The organism is Prosthecodimorpha staleyi (assembly GCF_018729455.1).
Lineage (GTDB): Bacteria > Pseudomonadota > Alphaproteobacteria > Rhizobiales > Ancalomicrobiaceae > Prosthecodimorpha > Prosthecodimorpha staleyi.
Map to the genome: position 1 here is coordinate 1 of NZ_JAHHZF010000007.1, position 13,531 is coordinate 13,531.

The 13,531-nt window shown below is 68.4% G+C and carries 10 protein-coding genes; 3 read left to right on the forward strand and 7 right to left on the reverse strand.

Going from position 1 to position 13,531, the window contains the following annotated elements:
* Nucleotides 1–355 precede the first annotated feature (355 nt).
* Entirely contained in the window at nucleotides 356–2,320 is a 1,965-nt protein-coding gene (locus tag KL771_RS14630; RefSeq protein ID WP_261969296.1) for a M23 family metallopeptidase, read from the forward strand.
* Nucleotides 2,321–2,828: 508 nt separating this feature from the next.
* Here the strand turns inward: KL771_RS14630 and KL771_RS14635 are convergent.
* From KL771_RS14635 to clpB, 3 genes are all read right to left on the reverse strand, one after another.
* Nucleotides 2,829–3,461 (reverse strand): YitT family protein, encoded by a 633-nt coding sequence (locus KL771_RS14635; RefSeq protein ID WP_261969297.1) that lies wholly within the window; start codon nucleotides 3,459–3,461, stop codon nucleotides 2,829–2,831.
* Between the two features lie 256 nt (nucleotides 3,462–3,717).
* Complete coding sequence (locus KL771_RS14640; protein ID WP_261969298.1) at nucleotides 3,718–4,791, reverse strand: hypothetical protein; 1,074 nt, start codon at nucleotides 4,789–4,791, stop codon at nucleotides 3,718–3,720.
* A gap of 395 nt (nucleotides 4,792–5,186) precedes the next feature.
* The gene (gene clpB / locus KL771_RS14645; protein ID WP_261969299.1) at nucleotides 5,187–7,781 is read right to left on the reverse strand and encodes an ATP-dependent chaperone ClpB; all 2,595 of its coding nucleotides are present in this window, start codon (nucleotides 7,779–7,781) and stop codon (nucleotides 5,187–5,189) included.
* 325 nt (nucleotides 7,782–8,106) lie between these two features.
* Here clpB and KL771_RS14650 point away from each other — a divergent pair, with 325 nt between their 5' ends.
* Nucleotides 8,107–9,036 (forward strand): bifunctional helix-turn-helix transcriptional regulator/GNAT family N-acetyltransferase, encoded by a 930-nt coding sequence (locus KL771_RS14650; protein WP_261969300.1) that lies wholly within the window; start codon nucleotides 8,107–8,109, stop codon nucleotides 9,034–9,036.
* A gap of 11 nt (nucleotides 9,037–9,047) precedes the next feature.
* On the opposite strand, the gene KL771_RS14655 is transcribed toward KL771_RS14650, so the two are convergent.
* The 3 genes from KL771_RS14655 to KL771_RS14665 all read right to left on the reverse strand — a co-directional run bounded on the left by KL771_RS14655 (nucleotide 9,048) and on the right by KL771_RS14665 (nucleotide 11,087).
* Complete coding sequence (locus KL771_RS14655) at nucleotides 9,048–9,494, reverse strand: type II toxin-antitoxin system HicB family antitoxin (protein WP_261969301.1); 447 nt, start codon at nucleotides 9,492–9,494, stop codon at nucleotides 9,048–9,050.
* Nucleotides 9,494–9,682 carry a type II toxin-antitoxin system HicA family toxin gene (locus tag KL771_RS14660; protein WP_261969302.1) on the reverse strand — a complete coding sequence of 63 codons (189 nt, stop codon included), beginning with the start codon at nucleotides 9,680–9,682 and terminating at the stop codon, nucleotides 9,494–9,496. The genes KL771_RS14655 and KL771_RS14660 overlap by 1 nt, the downstream gene beginning before the upstream one ends.
* Before the next feature lie 61 nt (nucleotides 9,683–9,743).
* Nucleotides 9,744–11,087, reverse strand: a complete 1,344-nt coding sequence (locus KL771_RS14665) for an NAD(P)/FAD-dependent oxidoreductase (protein WP_261969303.1) — start codon at nucleotides 11,085–11,087, stop codon at nucleotides 9,744–9,746.
* Between the two features lie 161 nt (nucleotides 11,088–11,248).
* Here KL771_RS14665 and KL771_RS14670 point away from each other — a divergent pair, with 161 nt between their 5' ends.
* Nucleotides 11,249–12,037, forward strand: coding sequence for an MOSC domain-containing protein (locus KL771_RS14670; RefSeq protein ID WP_261969304.1), 789 nt, complete (start codon nucleotides 11,249–11,251; stop codon nucleotides 12,035–12,037).
* Between the two features lie 150 nt (nucleotides 12,038–12,187).
* On the opposite strand, the gene KL771_RS14675 is transcribed toward KL771_RS14670, so the two are convergent.
* Complete coding sequence (locus KL771_RS14675; protein ID WP_315901500.1) at nucleotides 12,188–13,423, reverse strand: DUF4167 domain-containing protein; 1,236 nt, start codon at nucleotides 13,421–13,423, stop codon at nucleotides 12,188–12,190.
* Between the last annotated feature and the right edge of the window lie 108 nt (nucleotides 13,424–13,531).

Consider the following 13,531-nt stretch of genomic DNA (forward strand, 5'->3'; position numbering starts at 1 on the left):
AAGCCCGCTGCCGTGTGCAGCGCCGCCGCCCTCGTTGGTGAGCCGGGTTCTAAGCCCATCACCCCGGGGTGTCAACAGCCGGCTTTCGATTTTCTTCGATTTTCCGGTGCCCCTCCGCAAAACCGCGGAAAACGAAGGGTCCGACGCCTGTGGATAACCGTCCGGCCGACTTTCCGGCGCGCCGCTTCCGACTTTTGCCCCATTCGCAGCCGATGACATGCGCCGAACCGGCCGATCCCGCGACTTCGTTGACGGATTCGGCCCGAAGGTGCACTTTGGCGCCCACCGCCGCGGGCTTCTCGCGGGCGGGGCCAACCGGAATCGGCCGACGGAGACGATGCACAGCCACCGGTCCATGACGGACGACGAAATCGACCTCGGCACGGAGCCTGCGCTGCGTGCCGACGGCAGCGGCACGCCGTTCGATCGTCGCAAGGTGTCGCTGCGCTGGCTGACCGGGACCGTGCTGACCGGTATGACGTCTGCCTTCCTGATGGGCGGCGCCCTGATCGTCGCGCTCGACGGCCAGCACAGCCTCGCCGCCAATCCGGTCGACCAGCCGCCGCCGAATGCGGAGGCCGCCGCCGACCGGATGGTCGGCGTCCGGCGCGAAGGCGTGCTCGTCAAGGGTGACCGGCTCAAGGTGGCGTCCGACCAGTTCGCGGCGCGCCAGGTGCTCAACCTCTCGACCATGACGCGCGTCGGCGACAAGGATCTGATCCGCGTGCGCCCGTTCGTGCGCGTGTCCGCCTCTCTGACGCTGAAACGGTCCGAGGCGCGGGCCAACATTCCGGCCTACAATCCGCTGAAGGTCTTCGCCGACACCGACATTCTTTCCGGCAAGGCCTCCGGCGCCCGCAACCCGGCCTTCTACGACGCCAAGGTCGAGGGCGAGGTGGCGCTGCGGACCCGCGACTTCCCCGCCGACTCGACCCTGTTCGACCCCGACGTGACCATGACCTCCATGGAGGTCGAGCGGATCGTGCGCGATCAGGCCCGCTTCCTGTCGGACGGCAGCGTGCAGACGGCAGCGCTCCCGATGGTGTCCGATTCCGAGCGGATCGAGGCGAGCTTCGGCAGCCCGGGCCTGGCGTCGGCGATGGCCCTGCGCATCACGCCCGAGAACGTCTCCTTCTTCGCCAAGTCGGAGGCCGAACGCGGCGGCGCCGCGACCGGCAACGGCCTCGACGAAAAGCTGGTGCCGATCATCAATGCGGACTCGCTGAAGTCGGTGCTGAAGGAGAACCAGGCCGACGACAAGCTGACCGCCGAGATCCTGAAGGCGCTGACCCAGACCTTCCAACTGAAGAACCTGGACGGCAACAGCCGCCTGCGGCTCGGCCTCGCCAAGATCGACCAGACCAACAAGCTGAAACCGGTCCGCGTCTCGATCTACAATCAGGCGACCCATATCGTCACCGTCGCGCTGTCCGACGAAGGCGGCTTCGTCACCGCCCAGGAACCGGACGTGAACGAGAACGCGATCGAGGAGGAGGAGGAGACCGTCGCCTCCGGCAGCGTGCCGAGCCTCTACGAGAGCCTCTACCAGACCGCGCTCGACAACCAGATCCCGCCGGCCAGCATCAAGGACCTGGTCAATATCTTCAGCTACGATGTCGACTTCAACGGCCGCGTCAAGCAGGGCGACAGCATGGAAGTCTTCTATTCGCTCGAAGACGAAAACGATCCGAAATCGGTCCGCGAGATTCTATACTGCTCGATCAGCATCAACGGACAGTGGAAGCGCTTCTATCGTTACCGTTCTCCTGATGACGGCACGGTCGACTACTATGACGAAACCGGCAAGAGCGCGAAGAAGTTCCTGATGCGCAAGCCGATGGACGGCGGCGTGTTCCGCTCCGGCTTCGGCGGCCGTCGCCACCCGATCCTCGGCTACTACCGCATGCATACCGGCGTCGACTGGGCCGCCTCGACCGGCACGCCGATCCTCGCCTCGGGCAACGGCGTGGTCGAAGAGGCGGGCTGGAAAGGCGGCTACGGCCGCTTCGTGAAGCTCAGCCACAACAATGGCTACGGCACCGGCTACGGCCACATGTCGGGCTTCGCCAAGGGCATCGAAAAGGGCTCGCGGGTGCGCCAAGGCCAGGTGATCGGCTATGTCGGCTCGACCGGCATGTCGACCGGCCCGCATCTGCACTACGAAGTCTATATCAACCAGGTCGCCGTCGACCCGATGCGCGTGCGCCTGCCGCGCGGCAAGGAGCTCTCCGGCACCATGCTGGCCGAGTTCCGTCGCGAGCGCGAGCATGTCGACCAGCTGATGAACCGCTCGGCCTCGAAGGTCGCCCAGTCGAACTGACGGGTTGGGGCTTTCGGGACATCGGCGTTGGGCCGAGAGTCTGGGCCGGTTTTGGGAACGCCCCCTCATCCGCCCTTCGGGCACCTTCTCCCCCGAGGGGGAGAAGGGGATAACCTCTTGGGGGATCACGCAGACGCGCCCCGACCCAGCGGCTCCTTCCCCTTCTCCCCCCAAGGGGGGAGAAGGTCGCCGAAGGCGGGATGAGGGGGTGGGTGCAGCGACAGGCTCGAAGCCCACGGTTCGGACCACGGCCGTTCCTGCGGACCGACCGACCGTCCCCCTCATCCGCCCTTCGGGCACCTTCTCCCCCCCTTGGGGGGAGAAGGGGATAACCTCTTGGGAGATCATGCAGATGCGCCCCATCCGGCGGCTCTTTACCCTTCCCCCATGGGGGAGAAGGGGGCCCGGTTGAGGGGTCATGGTGATCGGCGATGGGATTCTGCGTTGGGCGCACGCTTCGGGTGCCGTGCGATGAACCGGGACGGACTCCGGCACCCGTAGCCCCCGCTCAGAAGCCGTTGTAGCGGCCGGGGCGGTGGTTGATGGCCAGGACGAGATTGAGGGCGACGACGCCGAGGATCGACAGGGCGATCCGGAGGGGATCGAGCACCCAGAGGGCGGCGGTCACGACGACGGCGTCGAGCGCCATCTGCACCGTGCCGGCGCGCCAGCCGCGCGTTTCCTGCAGCCAGAGCGCCATGACGCCGAAACCGCCGAGGCTGGCCTTGTGGCGGAACAGCACCAGCATGCCGACACCGATCTGAAGGCCGCCCATTACGGCGGCATAGACCGGTTCGACCGCGCTGATCGTAACCACCCGCGGCAGCAGCGCCGTCTCCACCGAGAGGATCGCCACCGCCAGGAAGGTCCGGACGGTGAAGGTGCGGCCGAGCGCCATCCAGGCGAAGGCGTAGAAGGGCAGGTTGGCGACGAAGAACACCGCCGAGAGCGGCAATCCGGTCGCGTAGTGGATCAGGAAGGCGACGCCGGCGGTGCCGCCGGTGGCGAGGCCGGCCAGCTTGAACATGTGAAAGCCGAACGCGACCAGCAGCGTACCGGTCGCCAGCGCGAAGGCGTCCTCGATGAACCCATGGCGGCGCGGGTCGGTGTCGGCATGCGGAAGTCGGTCGGCCAGGGACATGGGGATGCCTTGCGGGATCGGCGGATGGGGCGCCGGCGGCGGCGTCGATGCGTCGCCCCCGGCGCAGGCTCCATGATGTCGCAGCTTATTGTGCAGCGCAACAACGGCATGAAGGCCGAGGCGCGCATCCAGCGCGACCCGGCGTTGCGACCGGTCAGAGCATCAGCCGGCCCGAACGGATCGGGTGATTCTTTGCATGCCCTTGTTTGCAAAAGCTTTCTCCGATCAGAGCGGGGCGCTTCGGTCGGGCCTTGCGCTAGAAGCCGAAGGGACGCTCGTTCGGGGACAGGGGCAGCCATGTCGGCAAGCGGCGCCTTTCAAGCCAATAGGGGCGCCAAAGCGCGCGCCAGACCTTGGGCCGCTCGGCATTGACCTCAGGGCTCCGCTTTCCCCAGGTATCCCTTCGGATTTGCTGAAGGCCTTCGAACCAGCCATGGACCGCCGCCAACACCTCCGGATCGGGGCGGCGATTGGATTTTGCCTTGACCTGATCGATGAACACGAAGGGATGGAGCGACGTGGTCCCAAAGCCGATCGTTGCCAGTCGCTCGCCGTTCCTGTGGACGCTCCAGACCCGATACCGATTCCAAGCGACAGAGCCGGCAAGTCCGCGAACGCAGTTGTCCATGACCGAGGCTTCCTCGATGATCGCCGCGGCGCTGAGGAGCGGGAGGAATTTGAAGTCGCCGACAGTGGCGGGCTGGAGCCAGGGGTCCGCTATCGGAATGTCCCCGAGGAGAACCTTGGTCATGACCGTCATTCGGAACGAACGCGCAGCGGTCACGGCCGCGTCCCAGCCGATCGCCTCGCCCCAGCGGCGGTCGACGCATCCTCCGGCCTGGGTCTCTGGACGCTGCGAGAAGAAGTGCCAGAGCGCCAGATAGGAGATGTCGTGCTCGCCGGGCTTCGCACCCGTCGGCGCCTCGCGGGCGCACCAGACGACGAAATCCGGCTCGCCCCAGCGCGCCGCCTCGGCGACAGTCTCAAGCCATTGCGCCGCCGATTTCGCGCGGCGCGGCAGGTGGTTGACGATACGATGGCGCAGGAGGGGACCGTCCGGCAGGGCCGGCAGCGGCGCCCGAAACATCGAAGGCTGAAGCCGGCGCAGCCACATCGGCACGCCGAGGGCGGCCGCGATGTCGGCGAGCGGGGCCCCGGCCAGCACCGTGTTGAGGGCCGGCCGGACGTCGAGGCCGCGACGCGGATGGGCGAGGGCGAACAGCAGCGCCGGAAAGCTGACCGCCAGATCGGCGATCCGGCCCTGCGCGGTAGCGAGCTGCCGGATGGTCGGCTGCCAGCGGGTCTCGAACAGACGGATGCGCCGCTCCACGGGCCGTGGCGGGCCGGGCGGGCTGGGCGTGCCGGGCGGGTTCAACCGCGCGGAAGGAAAAGACACCGGATTGAAGGGCTGAATTTGGACATGCGGGGTCGACCGGGCCCGAGGCCACGGCCGGAATAACATCAAGGATCATGGGTCACGCGTGCGAACGTGCGCCGGAAAGCGCAGACGACAGGGCCGGATGGATCGGCGAGACCGGTGCGCTCTTCAGAGGTGGCCGGCGCCGGGGCAGTCGCGACGTACAGACATGATCGCCTCCCGGGTCCGCGTGACGTATCCGCATCCCCTACAACGAAAGGGCGCAAGCCTCAAGCCGGATGCAGATGCGGAAAGGCCCGGCAGGTGTCCCCGCCGGGCCTCGGATGTCCTTCTCAGGCGCCGATGGTTCAGGCCGCCTTGATCTCGCGCGCGGCGACCTGGAACAGGAGCCGGTCGGTGCCGCCCGTGACCGTGACGGTCTCGCCGTCATGGACCTCGCCGGCCAGGATCTTCTCGGCGAGCGGGTCCTGCACGAAACGCTGGATGATGCGCTTCAGCGGCCGCGCGCCATAGACCGGGTCGTAGCCCTTCTCGGCCAGCCAGGCGCGAGCCGAGCCGTCGAGGTCGAGCACGATCTGGCGGTCGGCGAGCAGTTTGGCCAGCCGGCCGAGCTGGATGTCGACGATCGCCCCCATCTCGGTCCGCTTGAGGCGGTGGAACAGGATGATCTCGTCGAGACGGTTCAGGAATTCCGGGCGGAAATGGCCGCGCACGACGCCCATGACCAGATCGCGCACCGCGTCGACATCCTCGCCCTCCGGCTGGTTGGCGAGATATTCGGCGCCGAGATTGGAGGTCATGATGATCAGCGTGTTGCGGAAGTCGACGGTACGCCCATGGCCGTCGGTCAGCCGGCCGTCGTCGAGCACCTGCAGCAGCACGTTGAAGACATCCGAATGCGCCTTCTCGACCTCGTCGAACAGCACGACCTGATAGGGCCGGCGCCGCACGGCCTCGGTCAGCGATCCGCCCTCCTCGTAGCCGACATAGCCGGGCGGCGCGCCGATCAGCCGGGCCACGGAGTGCTTCTCCATGAATTCCGACATGTCGATGCGCACCATCGCCTGCTCGTCGTCGAACAGATAGGCGGCGAGCGCCTTGGTCAGCTCGGTCTTGCCGACGCCGGTCGGGCCGAGGAACATGAACGAGCCGATCGGCCGGTTCGGATCCTGCAGTCCGGCACGGGCACGGCGCACCGCGGTCGAGACGGCATGCACCGCCTCGAGCTGGCCGACGACGCGCTTGCCGAGTTCGTCCTCCATGCGCAGCAGTTTCTCGCGCTCGCCTTCGAGCATCTTGTCGACCGGCACGCCGGTCCAGCGCGAGACGACCGCGGCGATGTTGTCCGCCGTCACCTCTTCCTGCACCATGGCGGTGGCCGACTTGACCTCGGCCTCCTTCAGCTTCTTCTCCAGATCCGGGATCACCCCATAGGCGAGTTCGCCCGCCTTGGCCCAGTCACCGCGGCGCTGTGCCTGCTCCAGTTCCAGGCGGGACTGGTCGAGGCTTTCCTTGATCTTGGTCGCCGACTGCAGCTTCTCCTTCTCGCCCTGCCAGCGCGCCGTGAAGGCGGCGGATTCCTCTTCGAGGCCCGCCAATTCCTTCTCCAGCTTGCCGAGCCGGTCGCGCGAGGCCGGATCGCTCTCCCGCTTCAGGGCCTCGCGCTCGATCTTCAGCTGCACGATGCGGCGATCGAGCTCGTCGAGTTCCTCGGGCTTGGAATCGACCTGCATGCGCAGGCGCGCGCCGGCCTCGTCGATCAGATCGATCGCCTTGTCGGGCAGGAAGCGGTCGGTGATGTAGCGGTTCGACAGGGTCGCGGCGGCCACGATCGCGCTGTCCGTCATCCGGACGCCGTGATGCAGCTCGTATTTCTCCTTGAGACCGCGCAGGATCGAGATGGTGTCCTCGACCGTCGGCTCGGACACGAAGACCGGCTGGAAGCGCCGGGCCAGCGCCGCGTCCTTTTCAACATGCTTGCGGTACTCGTCGAGCGTGGTGGCGCCGACGCAATGCAGTTCGCCGCGGGCGAGCGCGGGCTTCAGCAGGTTGGAGGCATCCATCGCCCCTTCCGACTTGCCGGCGCCGACCAGCGTGTGCATCTCGTCGATGAACAGGATGATGCCGCCATCGGCGGAGGTCACCTCCTGCAGGACGCCCTTCAGCCGCTCCTCGAACTCGCCGCGATATTTCGCGCCGGCGATCAGGGCGCCCATGTCGAGCGCCATCAGCTTCTTGTCCTTGAGGCTTTCCGGCACGTCGCCATTGACGATGCGGATCGCCAGACCCTCGACGATGGCGGTCTTGCCGACGCCGGGTTCGCCGATCAGCACCGGATTGTTCTTGGTGCGCCGGGACAGGACCTGGATGGTGCGGCGGATCTCCTCGTCGCGGCCGATCACCGGGTCGAGCTTGCCGTCGCGGGCGGCCTGGGTCAGGTCGCGCGCATAGCGCTTCAGCGCGTCATACTGGTTCTCGGCCGATGCGCTGTCGGCGGTGCGGCCCTTGCGCAGGTCGTTGATGACCGTGTTGAGCGCATTCGGCGTGACGCCGGCCTGGGCCAGGATGCGGCCGGCCTCGGTCTCCTTCTCGGTCGCCAGCGCCAGGAGCAGGCGCTCGACAGTCAGGAACGCGTCGCCGGCCTTCTCGGCCATCTTCTCGGCAGTCTCGAAGACGCGGGCGGTCGGCTGGGCGAGATAGATCTGCGCATTGCCGCCGGACACGCGCGGCAGCTTTTCGAGCGCCTTCTCGGTGGCGGCGAGCGCGTCGCGCGACCGGCCGCCGGCCCGGTCGATCAGCCCGGCCGCAAGGCCTTCCGGATCGTCGAGCAGGACTTTCAGGATATGTTCGGGAAGGAACTGCTGATGGCCCCGCGACAGCGCCATGGTCTGCGCCGATTGCAGGAAGCCGCGAACGCGGTCGGAATATTTCTCAGGATTCATGCCTGACCCCCTCTTCGCCCGCGAGGACCGTCCGAAGCCCGGTGCCCCGCGTCACGGGTGACTGGATTGGCCACGAAATGCGCCGCAAGGGCCGCACCGCCGTGACCGTCGGACGGGATATAGGAAGTCGCCCGGGCACCCGGAAGGGGCTGTCGGATCAGGAGCTTTACGATGGCGCTCCGGCAGGCGTCCTTGGGGGCCGGCGCCGGCGGCCGGACGGGCGGGAGGGCAGGCTGAAGGGCGTCGTGCTCAGATGCTTGACAAAAGCAATCATATCGACAGGATCGCGGCGTAGGCCGAACGGCCGAAGAGGAAATCGCCGCCGATGACCGCACCCGTCGCTCCCGAGCAGATCGAAGCCTTCCGCCGCTTCTCCCGCTTCTACACCGCCCGCATCGGCGCCCTGTCGGAGGGGCTGCACGGCAGTCCACTCTCGTTGCCCGAGGCCCGCGTCTTCTACGAGATCGGCGTCGCCGGCACGACCACGGCCGGCCTCGTCGCCGAGACGCTCGGCCTTGACGCCGGCTATCTGAGCCGGCTGCTCAAGGCACTCGAAGAGCGCGGCTTCGTCGAGCGCCGGCCCGATCCGGCCGACGGACGTCGGCAGATCCTCGCCCACAAGCCGTCTGCACAGCCGGTGTTCGACGCCATCCAGGCCGCGGCGCGACGTGAGATCGGCGAGATGCTGGACGGCCTCGGGGCTGCCGAACGCGCCGACCTGGTCGCCGCGATGGGGCGGGTCGAAGCCTTGCTGGCACCGACGCGACCGGCGCCCGAGATCACGCTGCGCCCGCACCGCGCCGGCGACATGGGCTGGATCCTGCAGGCCCATGGCGAGATCTACACCCGCGACTACGGCTGGACCCCGCTGTTCGAGGCGCTGGTCGCCGAGATCCTGGCGAAATTCCTGCGCGACTTCGACCCGGCCTCCGAGCATTGCTGGATCGCCGAGATGGACGGCCGCCGCGTCGGCTCGGTGTTCATCGTGCGGGCCGATGCCGACACCGCCAAGCTGCGGCTGTTGCTGGTCCATCCCGATGCCCGCGGCCACGGCCTCGGCCGCAGGCTGGTCGAGGAGGCGATCGCCTTCTCGCGCGCCCGCGGCTATCGGCGTCTCGTCCTGTGGACCAACGACCCGCTGGTCGCCGCCCGCCACATCTACGAGAAAGCCGGCTTCCGCCTCGTCGAGGAAAGCCGCCATGCGGATTTCGGCCCCGAGATGACCGGCCAGAACTGGGTGCTCGACCTGGACTGATCGGAAAGGGATCAGGCCGCGTGGCCGACCTCGATCTTCAAGTCGGATTTCAGGGCCGCGAAGGCGGCGTCGAACTGGTCCACACGGGAGGCATGGCCGACCCGGAACAGCCGGTCGACCTGCTCGCGATGCCAATCCAGGCGGCGCGCAAGCTCCGCGCGGCTGACGCCGGCCTCGCGGCAGGCGCGGAACAGCAGCACCTTCATCTCGGTCAGCAGCGGCAGGCGGACCGACGACACCTTGCGATCCGAAACGCCGCGATCAACCGAGCCGTCCGGCAGCGGCACGTCGTCCCAGCGAGCGAGCCGCGCGCCGATCGCCTCTTCGATGGCCTCTTGCGCGTGACGCCACGCCTCCGGTTCCGTCTCGCCGAAGGTGGTCACTTCGGGCAGCAGCGGACAGGTCACCAGGATGGTGCCGTTGTCGTCGGGTGCGAGTTCGATCGGATAGTCGAGCATCACTTCAACCCCAAATCCTTCAGGATCTTGTTGACGAGCCCGGTGCCCAGCTCCTTGCCCCGGCCATGCATCGGCAATTGGCTGACCCGGTCGCCGAGCCGCACGGTGACATGACCCGAGCCGCCCTTGTGGGTCTCGAAGGTGCATCCCCGCTGGGCGAGGAAGCGTTTGAGCTCGCTCGCATTCATGGGTCAAGCTAGTTGCAACCCGGCGGAAATGTCAACACTTCTGTGGAGACGCTCTCGATCCCTAGCCCCGTTCGGTCAGGCCGTACCAGAGATAGGCGGCCTTGAGCGCAAGCTTGCGGACGGCGGGGGCGAACAGGTTCATCGGCAGGCCGCGATAGGGGGCGGGCAGGTCGAGCATGCCTCCGGAGCGCATGGCGACGGCGTGGGCGAGTACCTGGCCGGCCCAGGGGGCGGTGTTGACACCATTGCCGTGCCAGCCGAAACCGTAGAGCACCGTCGGGTCGGACGGCAGCCGGCCGATGGCCGGGGTGCGGCGCGCCGTCAGGCAGACGAGGCCGTTCCAGAAATGGGTCGTCTCGATGCCTTTCCAACTCGGAAAGACCTCGCCCAGCCGCCGTTCCAGCCAGGCCCGCATGGCCTTGTCCTCGCGCGGCGAACCGGAGGTGCCGCCGCGCGCGCCGAACAGGAAGCGCCGATCCGGCAGCAGGCGGTAGTAGAACAGCAGGCTGCGCGCATTGGCGACCGGACAGACCGTGCGCCAGCCCTCCGCCGCCAGTTCGTCCTCGGTCAGCGGCCGGGTGACGACGATGTTGGAGAGCGCCGGGATGGTGCGGTTGGCAAGCGCCGGCTGCAAGTCGTCGGGCGTGTAGCCGTTGGTGGCGACGATCACGCTGCGCGCCGAGACCTGGCCGTCCGGCGTCTCCAGGATATGGCGGCCGCGATCCTTGGCCCAGGACAGGACCGGGCTGTCGGCATGGACGACGGCACCGTGCCGGCGCGCCGCGGCTTCGAGGCCGAGCAGGAATTTCAAGGGGTTGAGCCCGAAGCCGCCGCGCAGGCGCAGGGCGCCGTGCTGCTCGGTGCCGCCATGGCCGATGGCGTCGAAGGCCCAGCGCCCAAGAAAGGCGGCATCGAGGCCGAAGCGGTGGCGGTAGATCTCGGCGGTGCGCTGCAGGCCGGCGACCGCCGAGGGCGCATGGGCCACCTCGTAGGTCGCATCGCCTTGCGGCTCGGCCTCGATCCGCTCCTCGGCAATCAGCCGCCGGACCAGCTCGATGGCGTCGGCCTGCGTGCGGAAGAAGCCGTAGGCATCCGCCTCGCCGTAGCGGGCGATGATCTCCTCGGCCGAGGCCTTGGCGGCCGGCAGGGTGACGAAGCCACCGTTGCGCGCCGACGCGCCCCAGCCGATCGGCGCCGCATCGAGCACCACAGCCTCGATGCCGTGGTCGCGCGCCAGATGCAGGGCCGCCGACAGGCCGGCATAGCCGCCCCCGATCACCGCCACCTCCGTGCGGATCGAGGCGCCGAGCCGGTTCGGCACCGGCAGAGCGACGCCCTCCGACCAGACCGTGCGCGGCAGCATGTCGGTCTCGTAGACCTGGGGATGGAACAGCGCGGGATACATCGGCGGACGCCCTCCGGCGAGGCCGGCACCCTACCCCGCCGCGCCCGGAACTCAAGTGCGGCAGAAGGCCTGCATTCCGTTCAAGGCCGCCAGAGCGCCATCCGCCTTGACGGCGCCGGCCGCCACCCGTACCCGAACGAACCGACAGTTGGGAGCCGCCCATGGAGATGCGCATCGCCGGCCTCTACCGCTATCCGGTCAAGGGATTCTCGCCCGAGGCACTCGACCGCACCGATCTCGCCCCCGGCATGACCGTACCGTGGGACCGCGCCTTCGCGGTCGAGAACGGCGCCTCGGGCTTCGACCCGGCCAATCCCGGCTATTTCCCGAAGATCCGCTTCCTGATGCTGATGAAGAATGCCGGCGTGGCCCGGTTGCGCACCCGCTTCGATCCGGAGAGCCGGCATTTCGCCATCACGGAAGACGGCGTCCTTCTGGCGGAAGGCGGGCTCGATACGCCGGAAGGCCGCGCCGCCATCGAAACCTTCCTGGCCGCGCGCTTCGCGGACGAACTGCGCGGGGCGCCGCGCATCCTGGCCGCTCCGGGCCACAGTTTCTCCGACGTCGCCGCCAAGGTGCTGCACCTCGTCAATCTGGACAGCCTGCGCGATCTGGAACGCCAGCTCGGCCGGCCGGTCGATCCCTTGCGCTTCCGCGCCAATCTCTATGTCGAGGGCCTGCCGGCCTGGTCGGAATTCGACCTGGTCGGCCGCACGATTGTGGCAGCCGGCGTCGCCTTCGAGGGCGTCAAACGGACCGAGCGCTGCGCCGCCACCAATGTCGACCCGACGACCGGCGAACGCGACATGACCATCCCGCGCAGCCTGATGGGCCTCTACGGCCATACCGATTTCGGCATCTATGTCCGTGTCACGCGCGGCGGCACGCTTTCGGTCGGCGACAGGATGGCGGCGGACCTGCCGCAACGCACTGCCGAATTGCCGTTCTGACCCCCGGCGCCTGCCGGATCGAACGGCCGACCGCATCCCCGCCGCCCGTGGCGCCCCGGCCGGACATGCTGCATCACCCGAAAGCAAGCGGGGCCCGGATCGTTCGATCCGGGCCCCGTCTCATATCGGTCTTCGCTGTTGGCGAAAGGCTCAGTCGTCGGCCCCGGTCGGCTCGGGCGCCGCCTCGACGGCGACCGCCTTGCGGGTCCGCGTGCGCGGCGCCGCCGGAGCGGCGGCGGGCGTCGCCTCGGTGGCCGGAGCCGCCGCAGCGGCGCGGGTGCGACGCTTCTTCACCGGCGCTTCGGCTTCGCGCGGCGCCCCGGTGATGAAGGGCGGCAGATCGCTGGCCGGCTCGACCGCCGGCGCTGTCACGACCGGAGCCACGGCCACCGGAGCGGCCACGACCGAGGTCGCCACGGGCTCAATCACCCGCTCCTCGACCACCGGCTGCTCGTGACGCTCGCCGCGCGGCTCATAGGCCGGTTCCGGACGGCGTTCGCCGCGCGGTTCGCGATATTCACGCGGCTCACGGCTCTCCCGCGGTTCGCGATCGCCCCGGAACTCGCGCGGCTCCCGGTTCTCGCGCGGCGGACGGCCTTCGCGATCCTCGAAGCGCGGTTCGTAGGGGCGCTGCTGGCCACGGTCCGGCCGATCCTGCCGCTCGTAGCGGCCTTCCGGACGCTCGCCGCGCATGTCGGGACCGCGCTCGGCGCGCGGATCGGGACCCCGCTCGCCGCGTTGATCCGGTCCGCGCTCGCCGCGCATGTCCGGGCCACGCTCACCGCGCGGATCGGGGCCGCGATCGTTGCGATCGCGATACGGACGGCCGCTGCCGTTGTGGCGCTGGCGGTCACCGAACCGGTCCCGGTTGCCGTCGCGATCGCGTCCTTCCCGCTCGCGGCCGTCGCGGTCGCGATTGCCGTCGCGCATCTCGCGCGGCTGGTAGGGCGCCCGCTCCGGCAGCACCGGCTGCGGCTGGGACGCGAGATCCTCGACATAGGGTTGCGGCTGCTCGATCACGGCCGGCGTCGGACGGAAGTCCGCGCTGGTATCCACGTCATCCTCGTAGTCCTCGTCCTCGGACTGGATGTCGGTGCGCATGATGGTGATCGGCTGCTGCAGCTGCGCCTGCGCGGCTGCAATGATCCGATAGTAGTGCTCGGCGTGCTGCATGTAGTTTTCGGCCAGCACCCGGTCGCCACTTGCCGATGCGTCGCGAGAAAGCGCGACATACTTTTCGGCGATATGCAGAGCCGTGCCCCGGACCTTTACGTCCGGACCGTTGGACTCATAGCTCCGCGTCAGCGGGTTGGGGCCTTTGCGGTTGCTGTTGTTGCTATTGTTGCCCCGCCCCCGCATCCTCTGCTTTGGATTTCCTTGTCTCATCTGACCGTGGTCTCGTCCGGGAACTGAGAGTAGGGTCCCGCCGCCCGCATGAGATCTCGCGAATGCTCCGAGATCGGACGGGATGGACCAAGCCGCCACGCGAGGGTC